General features: G+C 59.5%; 11 protein-coding genes. All 11 read right to left on the bottom strand.

The window, feature by feature from the left end:
- Positions 1-107: 107 nt before the first annotated feature.
- Positions 108-1,463 (bottom strand): cytosine permease, encoded by a 1,356-nt coding sequence (locus tag Q0D41_RS00150; protein WP_294373431.1) that lies wholly within the window; start codon positions 1,461-1,463, stop codon positions 108-110.
- A 231-nt stretch (positions 1,464-1,694) separates the two neighbouring features.
- On the bottom strand, positions 1,695-2,588 hold the full coding sequence (locus tag Q0D41_RS00145) for an ECF transporter S component (protein WP_294373427.1): 894 nt from the start codon (positions 2,586-2,588) through the stop codon (positions 1,695-1,697).
- A complete protein-coding gene (locus Q0D41_RS00140) occupies positions 2,588-4,087 on the bottom strand; it encodes an ABC transporter ATP-binding protein (RefSeq protein ID WP_294373425.1) in 1,500 nt (499 codons plus the stop codon). The genes Q0D41_RS00145 and Q0D41_RS00140 overlap by 1 nt, the downstream gene beginning before the upstream one ends.
- Positions 4,084-4,950 carry an energy-coupling factor transporter transmembrane component T gene (locus Q0D41_RS00135; RefSeq protein WP_294373422.1) on the bottom strand — a complete coding sequence of 289 codons (867 nt, stop codon included), beginning with the start codon at positions 4,948-4,950 and terminating at the stop codon, positions 4,084-4,086. The genes Q0D41_RS00140 and Q0D41_RS00135 overlap by 4 nt, the downstream gene beginning before the upstream one ends.
- Before the next feature lies 1 nt (position 4,951).
- Positions 4,952-5,935: a DUF4430 domain-containing protein gene (locus tag Q0D41_RS00130; protein ID WP_294373419.1), complete on the bottom strand. Its 984-nt coding sequence runs from the start codon at positions 5,933-5,935 to the stop codon at positions 4,952-4,954.
- Between the two features lie 6 nt (positions 5,936-5,941).
- Positions 5,942-12,550: an InlB B-repeat-containing protein gene (locus Q0D41_RS00125; protein WP_294373416.1), complete on the bottom strand. Its 6,609-nt coding sequence runs from the start codon at positions 12,548-12,550 to the stop codon at positions 5,942-5,944.
- A 772-nt stretch (positions 12,551-13,322) separates the two neighbouring features.
- The gene (gene rpsA / locus Q0D41_RS00120; protein ID WP_114616003.1) at positions 13,323-14,537 is read right to left on the bottom strand and encodes a 30S ribosomal protein S1; all 1,215 of its coding nucleotides are present in this window, start codon (positions 14,535-14,537) and stop codon (positions 13,323-13,325) included.
- A 261-nt stretch (positions 14,538-14,798) separates the two neighbouring features.
- Positions 14,799-15,236 carry a large conductance mechanosensitive channel protein MscL gene (gene mscL, locus Q0D41_RS00115; RefSeq protein WP_294373410.1) on the bottom strand — a complete coding sequence of 146 codons (438 nt, stop codon included), beginning with the start codon at positions 15,234-15,236 and terminating at the stop codon, positions 14,799-14,801.
- Between the two features lie 118 nt (positions 15,237-15,354).
- Positions 15,355-15,783, bottom strand: coding sequence for a universal stress protein (locus Q0D41_RS00110; RefSeq protein WP_294373407.1), 429 nt, complete (start codon positions 15,781-15,783; stop codon positions 15,355-15,357).
- 186 nt (positions 15,784-15,969) lie between these two features.
- Positions 15,970-16,560, bottom strand: a complete 591-nt coding sequence (gene rdgB, locus Q0D41_RS00105; protein ID WP_294373404.1) for an RdgB/HAM1 family non-canonical purine NTP pyrophosphatase — start codon at positions 16,558-16,560, stop codon at positions 15,970-15,972.
- A 69-nt stretch (positions 16,561-16,629) separates the two neighbouring features.
- Entirely contained in the window at positions 16,630-17,355 is a 726-nt protein-coding gene (gene rph, locus Q0D41_RS00100) for a ribonuclease PH (protein ID WP_294373402.1), read from the bottom strand.
- Positions 17,356-17,359: the final 4 nt, after the last annotated feature.

The raw sequence follows: 17,359 nt of genomic DNA, 5'->3' as shown, positions 1-17,359 counted from the left end.
GGCGCTTTACACATATGCCGCTTACCTTCAGGCGCCCTCGCGGGGCACCCCAATTAAAGCAAAGCCGCCCTTGCGAGCGGCTCGTAGCGCAACAGTTCTAGACTACCCTATTCGGCCGACTTCTTCGTGAAAAGCACGATAGAACCGTCAAATGCAGGCAGCTTCATGGCCTTGTAGATAACCACGTACAGAATCATCGAGACGACGATGCCATTCACGGGGCCAATAAACAACGGGAAATCGAGCATTTCGAGCGGCGTGCCCACGAACGTGCCGCCCGTCACCATGGCAAACACGGCGCCCACCGCGAAGCTCACGACGCCCGGCACCGAGATGCCCTCGAGGGGCTTGAAGTTCTCGGGGCGGCCTTTACGAATGAGGAAGTAGTCGGCGATCATGGTGCCGGCGAGCGCGGGAACCATGGCCGAAAGGAACGTTAGGAACGTGGTGAAGTAATCCATGATGCCCACGGCAGCGGCAATGAGGCCGACGATGCCGGCGATCATCGTGGTGACCTTGTACGATTCCTCGCCCTTGCCCGCCATGGCCGTAAATGCCAAGCCGGCGGAATAGGCGTTGCCAACGTTGACGGCCCACGTGGAAGCCACAATAGCGACCACGGAGATAAGCGCCAAGCCCATGCTCGACAGCACGAGCGTGATGTCGCCGCCCGAATCGGGAACGGCAATGGCGAGCACGGCGCCCATCATAAGCACGAGAATGTTCACCGGCCACACGCCGACGACGCTCGAAACAACGGCGGCCTTGCGGTCTTTCGCGTAACGCGTGAAGTCGCCTACGCCTGCGCCGCCTACGGCAAACAGGCCGACGGAGATGCTAATGCCGGCAGCCAAGCCCATGCCCTCGACGGGCACATAGTTGAAAATGGAGTCGGTGCCGGTGCCCGCGATAGAAATGCCCAAGCCGTACACGCAAATGACGAACAGCAGCACCGCGGAAACCGTGTTCACCCACTTCACGCCATCGAAGCCGTAAATCGCCGATACGAGCATAAGCGCGCCAAGCACGACGGCGGAAATCCATACGGGAATCTCGAAGCCCGTAAGGTCGGCGAAAGCGACCGAGAACGACGCACCGCACACGGCCGCCTGCACGCCGAACCAACCCACGAGCGACACGCCCATGATGAAGCCGACGATGTAGCGTCCGCCCTTCTTGCCAAGCGCCGCCGTTGAAAGGGGCGCCGTAGGAAGTCCCACGTCGGCCGATTCCATAGCCACGAAGCTCATGTAGGCGACGATGATGCCGAAGCCGATGAACGCGGCCAAGAAGCTGTCAAACAACGTGAGGCCCGCGCCAAGCGCGGCACCAGTAATAAGCGTAGAGACATTGAAGCCGTTGCCAATCCAAATACGAGCGATTGACCACCAACCCTGGCGTTCCGATTCCGAAACGTACAGGCCCTCAGCTTCAAAGCTCATGGCTTCTTGTTCAGAAGACATGGGAAATTCCTTCTTTCCAGACGGGGCAATAATTCGCGCAGTTTAGCACACTAAAGCACGAATGTGGTAAAGAAGGACCGCCATAACGGCATATTCAAGAAAATGCATATTGCAGAGGATTATTCAGAACCTCGTTCGAAAACGGGCGAAAAGCGGGCGCTACCTTCCCTTGCGCGCCCAGGCAAGGCGGCCAGGCGATTCGGTGGCGGGCATTCGGCACATTGCCCGGTCCTATGCCAAACCGAACTTTCTGCGCACGCGCTCGAGCTTGCGACGCCACGGGCCGTACAGGGCAAGCAGGAACACAACCGTCGCCACGCCGTGCACGATATCGAAAGGCAGGGCCGTCGCATACACCGCCAAAATGCCCGCCCATCCTGACGCCTGAGCGTGGAAGAAGCTCAAAATGCTCCACGCGTTCAAAATAAAGCCGTACCCGAGGCACGCCAAGAAACCGTATGCGTACACGATGATGGGATGCGCATCTATAAGACGGCGGGCGGCGTAGGCGCAATTTTCTTTTCCAGTGTGCGCTTGGCAAGGCGACGAGGCGACGCTTTCCAACTCCCCATCGGCCGAAACGGAGCACAAGGAACCGCACGTCATACCGAGCGCTTCCCCACCACGAACTCGGCGAGATGCTTTCGCACCTACCGCCCTTTGCTTTGCAGGCACCATCGCGAGCAGCCCGGCTCCGTAGCCGACCAAACCCCAGGCATACATTTGCCACGGCGTCCATGGGCCTTGGCCGAAGAAGAAATTCGAAGCGAGCGCCGCCAAGGCACCCACCATGAAGCCGCTTTTGCGCCCAAACGCGACGCCAGCGATAATCGCGATGGCGCTCACCGGCTTGAAGTCGGGAATGGGCGCGAACAGGATGCGACCCGCCGCGGCAAGGGCGGCCAATACCACCGTGGGCATGATGTCGCGCAGACGCGGACGCGACGCCTCGTAGCTCGCGAAGAAGATGCCCATGCTCGCAAGCACCACGACGAGCGTGAGCAGCGCAGTCTGGTCGAAATTCGCGATGGTGCACGCCGCCAGCACAGCAGGCGTGGCCGCAATGGCGACGATTTCGGCCGCGATGCGAGCGTAAGCGCCAACGCTCCTGTTTGCTGCGTCCATTACGCACGCTCGCCTTCTGCCGCGATTTCGCCGAAAAGACGGCTTTCGGCGTTCGGTCGATAGACGATGTTATTTGCAAAGAACGCCTGAACAGGCTCGGTGCACGCGATTTCCCCATCGAAGGGCATCGACACGAAATCGGCCGTGACAAGCGCGAAATCAAGATCGTGCGTCACGAAAACGATCGTTTTGCCCCCATCGGCCAGGGCGCGCACAATTCGAGAGACCTCCGCGCATGACGCCGGGTCGAGGCCCTTGGTGGGCTCATCGAGGAAGAGCACCTCGGGGTTCGCGAGCAGAAGCTTCGCGAGCGCGAGTTTTTGCTGTTGGCCGCCCGAAAGGTCATACGGATGGCGCGCGCCCAAGTTCGCAAGCCCGAAGCGCTGCGCCATTGCCGCGGCTTCACGCTCCCCATAACTGCAGCGAGCCGACCACTCCATAAGCTCCTCGCGCACCGAATCGCATACGAACAAGGCTTTCGGATCTTGTGGAAGCAGAGCCTGGGAATGCCGCAGAGCGTTGTCGATACGGCCGCGCTGGGGCTTCAGCACGCCCGCCAAGCAGCGCAGAAGCGTGGTTTTGCCGCAGCCGTTGCCCCCTACGAGCGCATGCACGCAACCGCGCGCGATATTCAAATCGATGCCGCGCAACACCCACGGATCGTGGCGGTCGAAGCGAAAGTGCGCATCGCGAACGCGAATCGCCGCATCGGCGTGCGCGCATGCCGCCGCACGCGCCTCCCAACGGGACGCAAGGACCGCTTCCGCCGATTCGCGCGGCGCAGGAGCGCCTGATGTATCCAGGTCGATGCGCTGCGTCGCGTACGCCTCAACATCTTCAGGGGAATGCGTCGCGACGACCACGGTAATGCCAAGCTCACGATTCACGCGGCCCAACAGGAACAAGAACTGCTTCACGGCATTCGGATCGAGCTGCGCCGTGGGCTCGTCGAGCAGCAGCACGCGCGGACGCAGCGCCAACACGCTCGCCAAGTTCACGATTTGCTTCTGGCCGCCCGAGAGGTCTTCGGTTTTCTTGCGCACCCAAGGCTCGATGCCGAAAAAGTGCGCGACTTCCGCCACGCGCCTGCGCATTTCATTTTGCGGCATGCCGACGTTTTCAAGCCCGAACGCAAGCTCATGCCATACCGTATCGCATACGATTTGCGCGGCGGGGTCTTGCATCACGAAGCCAATCGACTGCGCCGACTCAAGCGCCGTAAACGTTTGCTCGCCCCGCACGCCTTCCCCACTTGCGACACGGCCCAAAACGCGTGCCCAGCCGCGATATACGCCCGCAGGCACAAGCTCGGGCTTCAACGAGCGCAAGAGCGTGGTTTTGCCCGAACCCGTCGAACCCACCACGACGCAAAAAGCGCCTTGATCAATGCGCAGGTCGGGCCACGAAATCTCAAACGCGGGCTCGCCGCTGCCCACAGGGTATGCGAACGCAAGCCCACGCGTTTCCACGGCGGGCGCGGTATTGTGTTCGTTCGTCATTCGCACGACCTCCATTGCAACCAATCGCGCAGCCACAACGCCGGAGGCACCAATATGAGCAGCGCATAGGGAAGATACAGCCAAAACGGCGCGACGCCCGCGACCACGGGATAAAACGAGAAGCCAGAAAACGCCAGCCACGCGCACACCGCGCTTGCAAGCGCGAGGGCGACCAGCGCAGCAAGCACCGCGGTGTCAGATGCGCCCAGGCGAAAACGAGCATATGTCGTGCGCCGCGCACCGCAATCGTAGCCGCGTGCGCGCATGGCGCAGCTTCGCCCCAGGGCGTCTTCCATGCCCCAGCCCATGAGCACACTCACGATGCGCATGCGCCCCTGCGCGGCATCTTTCTTCGTGCGGAAAGCCGCGGCGCTCATGCAGTCTTGCACGTCGGCGATGGCACGGCCGCGCGAAACGAATTGCGGCACCAAGCGCAAAACCTGCGAGACCATGAGCGTGGTGACGGGCGCGGCGTTTCCGAACAACGCGAGCGAGTTTTCGGAATCCATGCAGGCCGAATACGACGCGAACCACAGGAACACCGACGCGAACATGCCGCCCGAGCACAAACCGTACAAAAGCGCCTCGGCATAGATGGCGCGATGCCCGATTCGCAACAGCTCGGTTGAGCCCGAAGCCACGAAAAATGGGTTCGCTGCGGCAATGACCAGGCACAACGGCACAACCCACCGAAGCGAGAGCAGCGTGGCGCGGCCGCCGCGACACACGCACGAGCACGCGAGGGAGCCCGCGAGCGACAAGGTCGTGAACACGGGATGCAAACACGCCATGGACAGCGCAAGGGCGCTTGCCAAATAGACAAACGCCACTGCAGGATGATATGTATGAAAAACGTTGGTCATACTAGCCCGTCACGTAATACCAGGAAACGGAATCGCCGTTTGAGAGCACGTAATTGCTGCATGCCGTCATGGGAACGGCCCCGTTCACCGAGTACATCCAGCCGCTATTTCCGCCGTGTTCTTTTTCGGCAAGGCCGCCAATGGCCCTTACATATATGCCGTAACCCGTGTTCGACGCACTCATCGAAAGGCCGCACGCGCACAAGGCATCGTAGACCGTCGCACCTTGGTTGAATGTGAAGGTTCCGCCGCCCGAAACGGGGTTGCCCACCGCCGAGCTCGATACGGATACATATACGGTTACCGTGCCGGCAGGTGCGGAAGCGCCCGGCTGAGACGAGCCGCCCGCCGAAGAACTCGAGCTTGAAGGGCCCGACGAGCTCGAAGAGTCACTCGAGGAAGAGGAGCTCGACCCCGAGCCTGCGTTCGAAGACGAAGCGCCGTTTGAAGACGAAGAGGTGCCAGAGCTCGAATCGGAAGAGCCGCTGGAGCCTGAGCTGCCAGAGGACCCATCGCCTTCCGATTTCGACTCGTCACTTCCGGAGGCTTCGTGCGACGCGTCTTGCTTATCTTCAGATGTGCCATCAGCTTTATCGGCTTTGTGCGATGCGGCGCCCTTGTCAGCCTTCGCATCGTCGGCACCATTGACGGACGAGTTTTCGACATCGGACGTGCGAACGATGCCGATGCTTTCCGCGGCCTTCATGACGGGCGAATCGGCCGGAAGGCCAAAGCCGTTCGTCAAAGCGAATGCCGAAGCGCCGATGAACAGCACCGACACCACCGCGAGAGCCGCGATGCCCACGCGCGTCGCCAAAGAGAGTGATGTGCGCTTCGATGCCGCACCCGAAGACGCCGTTTGAGATAAGGAAGACGAAGACGGCGACCCCACGGTAAGGGCCGCCGCTTCCGCCGAATCACGGCGAGGAGCATCCCCCGCCGTGATTTTCGCGTCTTCCGAAGCGGATTTCATTTCGTCAGACATGTTTCGCTATTCATCCCCATCACGTTTGCGGCGGGCGACAACGAACCACACGATGGCGGCAGCAAGGCCAGCGACGCCGACTGCCAAAACAATGTAAGGCCAGATGGGAGCACTCTCGGTTGAAGACGCGCCGTCATCTGCGGCAGCCGCCGACTCGATAGCGCCATCGTTTTCGGCCTTCGAGGAAGACTTCGCATCGCTTGCCTTCGCGCCCTTCTGGTCGTCGGCCTTCTTGCCGTCGTTGGCCTTTTCATCATCGCTCTTGGAAAGCGCGCTTTGCGACAAAGGAAGCGAAGAGGGTGCCACGGAACCGCCCTGCGAAGCTGCCTGCGTGCCCGTGTTGTCCTTCTCGCCATCGTCCGCATTATCGGAGCCAGACGACGATCCAGACGAAGACGTCTCGTTCTTCGTCCACTTGGCATACAGCGTCATATCGGACGTCACCGCAGTCGCGAAATCGTAGGCCTTCGTGCATGCTGCATCGGTGTACCAGCCACCGAAGGCATACCCTTCGCGCGTCGGATCGGCAGGCTTGGTGACCGTCGAACCAGACGCGGGCGTCTGGTTGCCAACAGAAGAGCCGCCCTGCGAATCGAACTTCACACGATGAGCTTGAGACTTCACGCAGAAGAGGTGGCCCGAATCGTTGGTGTAGTACAGATTGCCGAACCGATCGCAGACAACCGATGCCATGCAGTAGTTGGCATACCCAGAACCGGGAACGAATACCTCGGTCGCCTCGGCATCGCCCAGCTTGTACATGTACACGCCACCGCCGCTAGTGTAATTAGGCCAATTGCCCTTGGCACCGTTCAAGGTGAAGTATACGTACGTCTCGCCATCATGCGTCGAGACGAGCGGTGTGCTCTTGGACTCAAAGCCAAGCTCTTCGCCATCGGCCTTCGAAATCTGCTTCACACTCATATCGGAAAGATCAACGATTGAAAGCAGGCCCTTAGCGTTCCAATTGTTCGCGGTTGCGCCGCCAATAAAGGCGTAATTTCCGCTGAAAACAGGCGTCGAAGTCGAATAGGCGGCAAACTGAACTGCCGCAGCCTCAGTAAGAGAACCATCAGAGCCAATGGCAAGCCTGTGCAACGTGCCGTCATCGCGCGTAACGGCATATATATAGCCGTCATGAACGGTGAGCGCCGAGCGAATATTGCCGCCAGAGAGCTTAATCGAGCCAACAAGCTTAGACAGATCTGCGGAATACACGCGCACCTGGCCAAAGTCTCCGCCAACGACATAGTAGCCGTTGACCATCAGGCCACCAGACCAGTAGTAACCGCCGTCGGTAACGGAGGCGCTTCCAGCAACGGCGCCCGTGCGAATATTGATACGCTTAACGGTACCGTTTTGCACGTCGTTGTCAGACCAATAATCCAGGGTGTTGATATAGACGTAATCGCCATCAACGGTCAACGAAGACAGATTCTGCTTAGTGAACGCGTCGGAATACCACAGCGTTTCAAGCGTCGTTGTCGAAACAGCTTGCAGATAACCGCCCGAAAGCGGAATCAAAATGATGCCTTGCGCAACAACAGGACGGCACGTGCTGTCCATGGAAGAACCGAGCTCAAGAGAGCGCACAACGGAGCCCGTTGCGGGATCGATCTCGTTGAGAACAGCGTTCCACGTCTTTCCACCCCATACCGAAGCGCCCGTAATAAGGTACACCTTTCCGTTCGCGACAATGGGGTCAGACGCAGAGACGCTTGCGCCCGCCTTCTGCTGCTCTTCGGTCAGAAGGTTGAGCGCCCATGAGGGCGTATCGGTCTTTGCCGTAGGCGTAAGGGCATCCGTTGCAGAGCCAGCACCGCCATTTGCAAAGCCGTTCCACGGGGCATCGACATCGGGATGTTCCGTTCCAGGATTGGTAGCGGGTGCCGTCGAGGGCTTCTGCGTGCCGTCGCCCTTGACGTAACGGAATTCAACGCAATCATCGTTCTTGAGGTAGTAGCTCGGAGCACCAACGCTCGCGTACCCATTGTTCACAAAGAACGACCAGTAGCTGTACGGCTCAGTGCTCGTCGTGCTAAGCACGCGACCATCAGGCATCGTCGCGCTCGTAAGGCCCCACGCATTCGTCTCGAGGTCAGTGCAACCGGCAGTCGTCATGAGCTGCTCGAGGACCGACTCGGCAGTCGTGTCTTCGTCGGCAGGAAGCGTGAGCTCGGTCAACGGCACCACCGACTGCTCGGTGTAATTGCCGTCGGCATCGCTCGCGGAAACGCCCGTGACCTTGGCCGTCACCGTAATAGTCTTGCCCTCGTTCGGGTTATCGAGCCCCGTCGTTCCCTTGACGGTCACCGTCGCAGAAACGTCCATGCCGGCGAGCGCGGCATAGTCTTCATTTTCGGGATAGCGTTCAGCGTAACGAGCAAACCGCTCGCTTTTAAGGCAACCGCTAATCGTGACTTCCGTGTTGTACTCGGGCTGCGTAAGCAGAAGGTTCTCGTGCGAGATTACGCTCGGCTTGCTCGACTTGAGCAGACGATAGGTATTCTCCGTGCCGCCGGGGAGTTCGCTGAACACAAAGCCATAGTGGCCAGCGGCTTCCTCGGTGGTGTAGCACCAGTTAACAGCATGTCCCTGGCCATACACCTTGAGCGGCGCATGCAGGTTTCCAGTCACATTGGAGACATCCTGGCCGTCAAGAATGGCCTGATAGAAAGACAACTTTGCAAGGCTGAGGTGGAGCAGCTCAGTATTAAGCTCGTTCTGATCCTGCGGAGCAATGGCGAAGTCGAGGGCCTTGCTTGCCGTGACCTCGGCGTTCGACTTATCAGTCACCGTGAGGGTGATCTTGGTGTTTGCAGCCTTGGCTCCGGGCAGCGGCTGATAGACCGTGCCCTTGTAACCGTTGAACGTGATGTCATCGGTGCTGGCGGAGTACTTGACCTCGTAGTACTTGCCGTCGATATTGAGCGTGCTCGTACGCGGCATCTGCAGGTCGGCGGTCAGGCCGTCCTTGTCGGCAACCGTGTCGGTACCGGAGTACTTGATGTTGTCGTAGGTAAAGGCCGCATCGACCTTCTCCTGCAGCGCCTTCTTGTCGGCGGCGACCTTCTCGGGATCGCCCTTGACGGTCACGGTGAAGTCGCGCGTGCCCTTAACGTCAGACGGGCCGCCGCTCACAAACGAGACCGTCGCGGTCAGCATAATGTCACGATCACTCGAGAGACGCGTCACCTTGCCGGTGTAGTCGCTCCAGCCATAGCCGGAGGGCCAAATGACATCGCCGTCGGAGCTCTTCCAGCTGACCTCGAACTTGCTCTTGGAGCCTGCGCGATATGGCAGCGTGAGGTTGGACGTTACAGACTCGGCCGAATCGCCCGCGGCATAACCGATGGCGATTTGCTCGGCAGCATCGTCGAGCATCTGCTGCACGCGAGCCTCGTCCCAAGCAACCTGCACCGTCTTGTTAGGCTGGTAGTACTCGGTCTTGCCGTCGCGCGAGAGCTCAAACACCACGTCGGCGCTGCGCAGGCCGTCGATGTTATAGCCCGTGTAATCGTTAGGGTCGATATAGAAGAACGTTACATCGCCATTGGTCTTATCCTGAGCGTCGGAAATGCCGACCGAAGCCTTGGCATCCTCGGCCTTAAAGAGCACGCCGCCCTCGGAGACCTTGACATCGATATCGGTAAAGCCCAGATCGGCAAGCTGCGCCTTCAGCGCATCGTTGACGTTTCCGCCCTTGGCACTGTAATCGACAACAATCTGCTTGTTGCTATCGGTGAGCTTTTGGACCGCGGCCTCGAGCGAGCCCGCGGCGATAACCTTGTTGGCGGAGACGAGCTCGACCGTCGAGCTGCCGCTCGTGGCAACAGCCTTCAGATACTTGCCGGCAGCAGAGGCCGAGACCACCGCCTCGGCGCCCGACATATCGGACAGCAGCGTCCAGTCGGCCGCCGGAGCTTTCGCATCCTCAGCCGCATACCACACAACCGTCGTCTGAGCGGTCACGTCAATACCATTGGTGGTCGAACCGTCAGCGCGCTTGGCCTGCACCGTCGCCTTGACACTGTCGCCCGAAACGAGATGAGTCGAGTCGCTATTGATTTGCGGGTTGGCGATCACGCGCAGCAGGTTGTACTCCCCCGCCGCGGTAACGCTGTCGGACGAAACCCACTCAACAGTGTTGTCGAGGGCGCTTGCCGTAACCTTGATCTTCTTGCCAACAAGCGCGTCCGAGATGGTCAGGCTGCCATCGGTCGTATCGATGCCGTCGGTAAGCTCGGTCCAGTCGGTACCGTTCTCGCTGGCATACCACGCCATAGTGAGCTCGGCATCGTCGGGCACGTCCTTGGTCGAGCCCGACCAGCTGCCCGGAACCTGCACGCTCGGCGTGATCTTTGAACCCACGTTCAGCGTAACGTTCTTATCGGCAAGCTCAATGCCTGCCAGCTTGTATTGGCCCTTGAGCGTCACCGGACCGAGCGGAGCAACAGACTGCGTGCCGTACGAACTCATCTTCTGCGTGCTGGAAATGGTATTTTCGCTCGTCACCTTAACGCGCAGGTACTTGCCGGCATAGGCGGCGTCAACGGTATAGGTGGCCTCGGTAGCACCGGGGATATCGGTATAGGCGGGGTCATCGCTCGAGCTGGAATTTGCATACTGCCACTGGTAGGTCACATTATCGGTGCGGCCGATATAGCTGTAGCTCGAACCATCCTTTTTGCGGACCTTAGTCTTGAGCGTATCACCCACACGTACGCCGTTGGTGGCAGGAGAGCCCTCAAACTGCACGTCGTAAAGCTCAACCTGGCCAGCGACGGAGACAGGACCCGCCGCGTAGTAAGAAGAAGGCCTCTGCTCGCCGTAGCCGCCGTTGGCCTTCGCCACGACGTAGCAACCCTTAAGGGCAGCGGTCACCGTAAGGGTATTGCTGGTCTCGCCTTCAATAGGCGTATTGCACGAGCTCGCGTAGCTCGAAGTTCCCTTGTACCATTGCCACGTGACGTGCGAATCGGAGGTAACGTCAGCAGAACCCGCTTTGGCGGTTGCCGTAATCGTAGATCCGACCTCGACCTTGCCCGAAGACGGGCTCATGGTCACGCTCGTGACGTTAATAGAACCGGAAGCGGCAACAAGAGCGCCCGTCGAATTAGTCAAGCTCGAAGAGCCGATCTTCGAGGACACCTTGCACTTGAGGTACTTGCCACCCAAAGCGTCGGTAAGCTCGAGGGTCTCACCCGTAGCGCCCGCGATATCGGTATACGCGCCGTTCTTGGTGTCAGAGCACTGCCACTGATAGTTGAGCTTGCTCGTGTCGACGAACGCGCCGTACGCGCCGCCCTTCTCTTTGGCGCGGGCCTTAGCGGTATCCCCCACCGCGAAGACACTCGTGTTGTCCTTGGTGTTAACGATAGACACGGCCGAAATCTCGACTGCGCCGGCCTGCTTGACCTTGCTGGAGGTGGTCTTGGTCACCGTATTAACGCCAGCTGTAGCCTCGACTTTGATGTACTTGCCTTCAAGGTTATCGGTCACCGTAAGCGTAGCGCCCGTCTCGCCCTCAATCTTGGTAAAGCCAGAGGAAGAAGAGGTGGACGCGAACCAGGTGTAGGTAACCTTGGCGTCAGAGCCCGCGGGGCTCGACCAATCTTTGTACGGAGTCGCCGTAAGGGTGTCGCCTATGCTTGGCGTGTCGCTGTTCAGCTTGACGCTGTAAAGCTCCATCTGCCCGGCGCCCAGCACGGGGCCAGGAATGTAGTTGGCATTGATGCCCGAGCCGTAAGAAACAGACGGACCGTAGTAGTCCTTGCCGTCAGCTGTTACCTTGCAGATGAAGTACTTGCCTCCCATCGCGGCAGTGACGGTGAGCGACTGCTCGTAACCTACGACATCGGTGTAGTCGGCGACGTTGTCGCTCGCCCTAACTGTGCCGGCGAGCCAGGTGTAGGTCCAGGTGCCGGGGTTGGCAACCGATTTGGTCTCGGTCGTAGGGTCGCCCCAGTAGTCCTCGGTCTCGACCTCGTCGTACATGTTGGCCCAAAGCGTATCGCCCGCGTTGAGCGCACCAGACTTCCACTGGGAAGAATAGGAGTTGTCCTTATCCTTGGCGTCTTGGATGAAGACCTTGGCCTCGCTGGAAAGCGTCGCGGCGGAAGCGGCGGCAACGGCGTTTGCATCGCCCTGGTCCGAGGAAACCGCAGCCACAGAGGCGGGCGCTTCGGAGTTCACTTCTTCAGCATTCGATAAGTCGCCAGAAGGCGCCTCATCGGCAAAGGTGCCCGCAACGGCCGAAGCATCGCCCGCAGCACCAGCAGCGCCAGCAGCATCGGCGCCCTGTTCAGCGGATGCGTGGTCCGTTCCAGCTTGGGAATCGCTTGCGTCCGCATCGCCCGAAACAGCATCGGAAGAAGCAGAAAGCGCTGGCTGGTTAGCAGTAGCGCCCTCGGCGTTTTCATTTGCGAAGGCCGCGCTCGGAGTAAGCGACGTCGCCATAGACACCGCGACAAACACGGCGACCACGCGCTGCCAAAGAGCCTTTGTATATTGATGGGAATCATTCTTGGCGACGCCGCTTGGGGGCGTGCCATCCGTCGCATTGCGACGAGTTGCGAGCATTTCTCCGCGCGCAAAGAGTGGACCGAATCTCATCGGTACCTCACTTCCAGGGCTCAGTGCGATGGATGAGTGTTCCGACTTTGCCTCACTTGAACGGCCCACGTGCCCGCGGTTTTACTTGCAAGCCATTACGGTATGAAGCATACGCATCATCACTATCGCATGCACGTTCCATTACGCAACAGCCAGCCCGTCCATCGGCGTATACGGTTCCTGGTAGAGCGCGGGACTTCCACCCGCATTCCCTCAAGCGTGCGCGCTCTTCGCCCACGCCCGCGTCGTGCCCGACGCAACCATCTTGCCAATAACCTCTGAATTTTACCATGACTCGCATGCGCATGCTCAAAAGCACCCTCGAATGTGGCATAGTTCCGCAGCCTCAAACAGCACTGCTCCTATCTCATCTTATTTTCCCAGGTCAAAAGCCCGTCAGTTCAACTGCATCTGAGAGTTTCGCGACGCAGCGCCAGAAAGGAGCCAAATATGCCACATTCGAACCCCTTTTATACAAAAGTCTTAATCAGCTGGCGTCCAACAACATCCACCCAAGAAGCCTCTCCTCAACGCGCCGCTTCCAACAATGTTCCGCCCAAGCGACCCCTTTAATGCACGGCATCCAATATGGCCCACCCAAGAGCATCCCCTATGCTCGTGCGCGCTATCCAATTCCGAGAGCATCCCCTCCTAGACAGAAAAAGCCGCCCCACAAACGTGGAGCGGCTTTCTATAAAACCATGCGAAGTTTCAACCGGGCTTGGGTTCAACCATCCCAAGCCTTCGATCAAGAACGTGCTCGGCGCGAGATTTACTCAGCGGCCTCTTCAGTCGCGGGCTTCTCAGCCTTGGGAGCAGCAGCCTTCTTTTTGGGCTGACGCGGCTCGGGAGCCTGGATGGTCTCGTCGACCTCAACCTCAAAGCCCAGGTCGTGAGCAGCGGCCTTCATGGACAGGCTGATGCGACGACGGTCGGGGTTGATGTCCATAACCTTGACCTTGACGTCCTGGCCGACCTTGACGACCTGCGCCGGGGTGTCGATGTGCTTGGCAGCCATCTCGGAGATGTGAACCAGGCCCTCGACGTTGTTGCCGAGCTCGACGAAAGCGCCGAACGGAACAACCTTGGTGACCTTGCCATCAACGATGGTGCCCACGGGGTAGCTCTCGATGAGCTTCAGCCACGGATCCTCGGTGGTCTGCTTCAGGCCGAGCGAGATGCGCTCGCGCTGCAGGTCGACGTCGAGAACCTCAACCTCAACCTCGTCGCCAACCTTGACGACCTCGGAGGGATGGTTGACATGGTTCCAAGACAGCTCGGAGATGTGAACCAGACCGTCGATGCCGCCCAGGTCAACGAAGGCGCCGAAGTCGACGATGGAGGAAACGGTGCCCTTGAGGCGCATGCCCTTGACGAGCTTGGAGAGGATTTCGGCACGCTCGTTCTTGCGGCCTTCCTCGAGCAGCACGCGGCGGGACAGCACGACGTTGTTGCGGTTGCGATCCATCTCGATGACGCGAGCTTCGATTTCGGTGCCCAGGTAGGCGTCGAGGTCCTTCACGCGGCGAAGGTCAACGAGGGAAGCAGGCAGGAAGCCACGCAGGCCGATGTCGAGGATGAGGCCGCCCTTGACGACTTCGATAACCTCGCCGGTGACGGTCTCGCCGGCCTTGAACTTCTCTTCGACGCTGATCCAAGCGCGCTCGTACTCAGCACGCTTCTTGGAGAGGATCAGGCGGCCGTCCTTGTCTTCCTTCTGAAGAACAAGAGCCTCGATTTCGTCGCCCAGGGCAACAATCTCGGAAGGATCGGCATCCTTGCGGATGGACAGCTCGCGAGCAGGGATAACGCCCTCGCTCTTGAAGCCGATGTCGAGCAAGCACTCGTCATGCTCGATTTTCACGACAGTGCCCTTGACCAGATCGCCTTCGTCGAACTCGGTCAGGGTGCCATCGATCATCGCGTTCATCTCGTCGTCGGAGATGTCCTCGAAATCGATGACATTCGTGTTCTTGATTTCGGTCAAAACGGACCCCTTTCAAGTACAGGGACCCTTCGTCATGGTGGTTGAACTCAACATGTCTCGGGGGCCTACAGATACAAACCCGCGCGGTTTTCCGAACGGGACCTGGCGCCTTTCGGCGCACAAGCTCGGTTAGTTTACCATAACGCGCGGGTTTTCGAGACCTACTATTTTGCGCATATGCGCAGCTTCACAAGGTTTTTGCAAACCGCGTCGGTAAGCGGTCGCAGCCCTCCGTTGCAGCAATTGGTCGCGGCTTTCGGTCTACTCGGCCTTGGCGGGCGCGTCGAATGCAGCGGCGCAATGCGGGCAGCGCGTGGCGCCTTCCTTGACTTCCTCCAAGCAATACGGGCACACAGGCGCAGCCTTGGGGGTCTCTTCTTCCTTGCCCGTGAGCTTGTTACCCAGATCCTGAGCCTTGTTCACCGCTTTCACGAGCAGGAACACAACGAAAGCGACGATGAGGAAATTGATGCAGGCGCTGATGAACGCGCCGAAATCGATGTCGGTACCGGGAACAACGAGGCCCGAAATGGTGTCGGCGCCGCCGCCCGCGATAACCGAGATGAGCGGGTTGATGATGTTCGTGGTGAGCGCGGTAACGATGGACGTGAATGCGCCGCCGATGATGACCGCAACGGCCAAATCCATCACGTTGCCGCGGTTGATGAACTCCTTGAATTCGTTGAGGAACTTCTTCATGATGCTTCCTTTCTTCGCTTGCGGGCACATTGTAAACGAAGCGGGACAGAAAAAGAGGAAGGCCTCGCCATGGGTGAAGCCTTCCTGCAGCATGGTATGTTTTGCCTGATTTGCGGCGTTATTTCACAACGAGCACCGGTACCTTGGTTGCGCCGAGCAACTTATGGCTCACGCTACCCAAATACTGCTTCATGCCCGAAAGCCCGCGCGAACCGATAACCACCATGTCGTAGCCGTTCTTTTCGATAAGCTTGGCGATTTCCGATGCGGCGTCGGTTCCTAAAACAAGCAGCGTATCCACGCCGTTTTGCTGATGCTTGCCTTCGAACTGGTTCAAAGCGTCGGCGAGCACCTCTTCGGCGTCGGATTTCATAAGGTCCAAAATCGCGGCGAAGCTCGAAGCCTGATCATCGGAAAGCATGGGAATGGAAACCACATTCACGATATCGAGATGAATGCGAGCGTCGGGCGCGATGAGTTCGGCGGCGGTGTCGATTGCACGCTTCGAGGTTTCAGAGCCGTCATAGGCGACGAGAATGTTCTTCATGGCAAAAGCCTCCTTCTTATGTGCGCTGGCGACAATCCCCTGCCAACGCTCGTCTCAAGTATAGCGCTGCACGCCCGCAAATACGCCCGATGACGAAACGTTATTCGGCCGTTGCCAAAGATACCGCCGCCACAAACTCGAAAACCTGTTAAACGCTACGAGCATTTAGCAGGTCGGCAGGCTCGCCTACTCCGCGAGCTTCGCGCGCAGAATGCGCAGCGCGTTGCCGCGATGGCTGATAGCGTTTTTCTCGTCTTGGGAAACCTCGGCGAGCGAGCGCTCGAAACCAAATTCCTCGGGCATGAACATGGGGTCGTAACCGAAGCCCTCGCTGCCGCGCAGCTCGTGCCCAATGCGGCCTTCGACCGTGCCCTCGACCGTCGTTTCGTTTCCCGCTTCGTCGATGAATGCGAGCGCACACACGAAACGCCCCGTGCGTTGCTCGTCAGGCACGCCCTCGAGCTCGGCGAGCACCTTGGCGTTGTTCGCGGCATCGTCGCCGTGCGTGCCCGCATAGCGCGCCGAGTACACGCCCGGCCTGCCATCAAGGGCGTCGACCACGAGCCCCGAATCGTCAGCGAGCGCTGCCATTCCCGTGGCCTCATGGGCGGCGCGAGCCTTGATGAGCGCATTGCCGACAAACGTATCGGCGTCTTCCTCAGGCTCGGGATACGGCTCAACCTGCGACAAAGTCAGAAATTCCCAGCCCGGAAAGTCGAGCGCGGTCTCGATTTCTTCAACCTTGTGCTTATTGTTGGTTGCGATAACGACTTTCATTTCTCTCTTGCTCCATTCCGCGAACGAAAACTGCGTGCGCCACGAATCCCGCACGCGGCCGCCTTCCTGCTATTCGATGCCAAGCACTTCTTTCTGAGCGGCCAGCAGCACCTTAATGCCCTCTTCGGCCATATCCAAGAACTCATTCAGGCGATCGCGCGAGAAGCTCACCTGCTCGCCGGTACCCTGGATCTCGACGATCTCGCCCTTGGCATTCATGACGACGTTCATGTCGATTTCGGCGTTCGAGTCTTCCTCGTAATCGAGGTCGAGCATGAGGCGGCCCTCAACCAGGCCAACACTCACCGCGGCAACCTGGCCAAACAAGGGGTTCGTCTTAATGCGGCCCGCGGTCTTCCACATCTCGAATGCATCGTAAGCGGCAACCCACGCGCCCGTAATGGCGGCCGTGCGCGTGCCGCCATCGGCCTGCAGCACGTCGCAGTCGATGGTCATGGTCACTTCGCCGCCCATGGCGTTCAGGTCGCACACGTTGCGCAGGCTGCGGCCAACGAGGCGCTCGATTTCCATGCTGCGGCCATTGCGGCCGTTCGTCTCGCGGCGCGTGCGCTTATTGCCCGCAGCAGGGAGCATGGCGTATTCAGCCGTGAGCCAGCCTTTACCCGAGCCCTTGCGCCAACCCGGCGCGCGGTCTTCGATGGTCGCAGTGCACAGCACGCGCGTGTCGCCGAATTCGGCAAGGCAGCTGCCGTTGGCGTTCTTCATGACGCCGCGCGTAAGCTTCACATCGCGCATGGCGCGATCGTCGCGATCGTTTGCCCTGTTAGCAAGCATGGTT

Source organism: uncultured Slackia sp. (assembly GCF_934630525.1).
Lineage (GTDB): Bacteria > Actinomycetota > Coriobacteriia > Coriobacteriales > Eggerthellaceae > Slackia.
The sequence above is the reverse complement of the archived record's forward strand: the minus strand, read 5'-3'. Positions and strand labels throughout refer to the sequence as shown.

What these genes read in the sequence shown, in the direction of transcription:
- mscL (WP_294373410.1), bottom strand. Translation starts at nt 15,236, where the DNA reads ATGAAGAAGTTCCTCAACGAATTCAAGGAGTTCATCAACCGCGGCAAC.
- Q0D41_RS00125 (WP_294373416.1), bottom strand. Translation starts at nt 12,550, where the DNA reads ATGAGATTCGGTCCACTCTTTGCGCGCGGAGAAATGCTCGCAACTCGT.
- Q0D41_RS00110 (WP_294373407.1), bottom strand. Translation starts at nt 15,783, where the DNA reads ATGAAGAACATTCTCGTCGCCTATGACGGCTCTGAAACCTCGAAGCGT.
- rdgB (WP_294373404.1), bottom strand. Translation starts at nt 16,560, where the DNA reads ATGAAAGTCGTTATCGCAACCAACAATAAGCACAAGGTTGAAGAAATC.
- Q0D41_RS00150 (WP_294373431.1), bottom strand. Translation starts at nt 1,463, where the DNA reads ATGTCTTCTGAACAAGAAGCCATGAGCTTTGAAGCTGAGGGCCTGTAC.
- Q0D41_RS00130 (WP_294373419.1), bottom strand. Translation starts at nt 5,935, where the DNA reads ATGTCTGACGAAATGAAATCCGCTTCGGAAGACGCGAAAATCACGGCG.
- Q0D41_RS00145 (WP_294373427.1), bottom strand. Translation starts at nt 2,588, where the DNA reads ATGGACGCAGCAAACAGGAGCGTTGGCGCTTACGCTCGCATCGCGGCC.
- Q0D41_RS00140 (WP_294373425.1), bottom strand. Translation starts at nt 4,087, where the DNA reads ATGACGAACGAACACAATACCGCGCCCGCCGTGGAAACGCGTGGGCTT.
- Q0D41_RS00135 (WP_294373422.1), bottom strand. Translation starts at nt 4,950, where the DNA reads ATGACCAACGTTTTTCATACATATCATCCTGCAGTGGCGTTTGTCTAT.
- rph (WP_294373402.1), bottom strand. Translation starts at nt 17,355, where the DNA reads ATGCTTGCTAACAGGGCAAACGATCGCGACGATCGCGCCATGCGCGAT.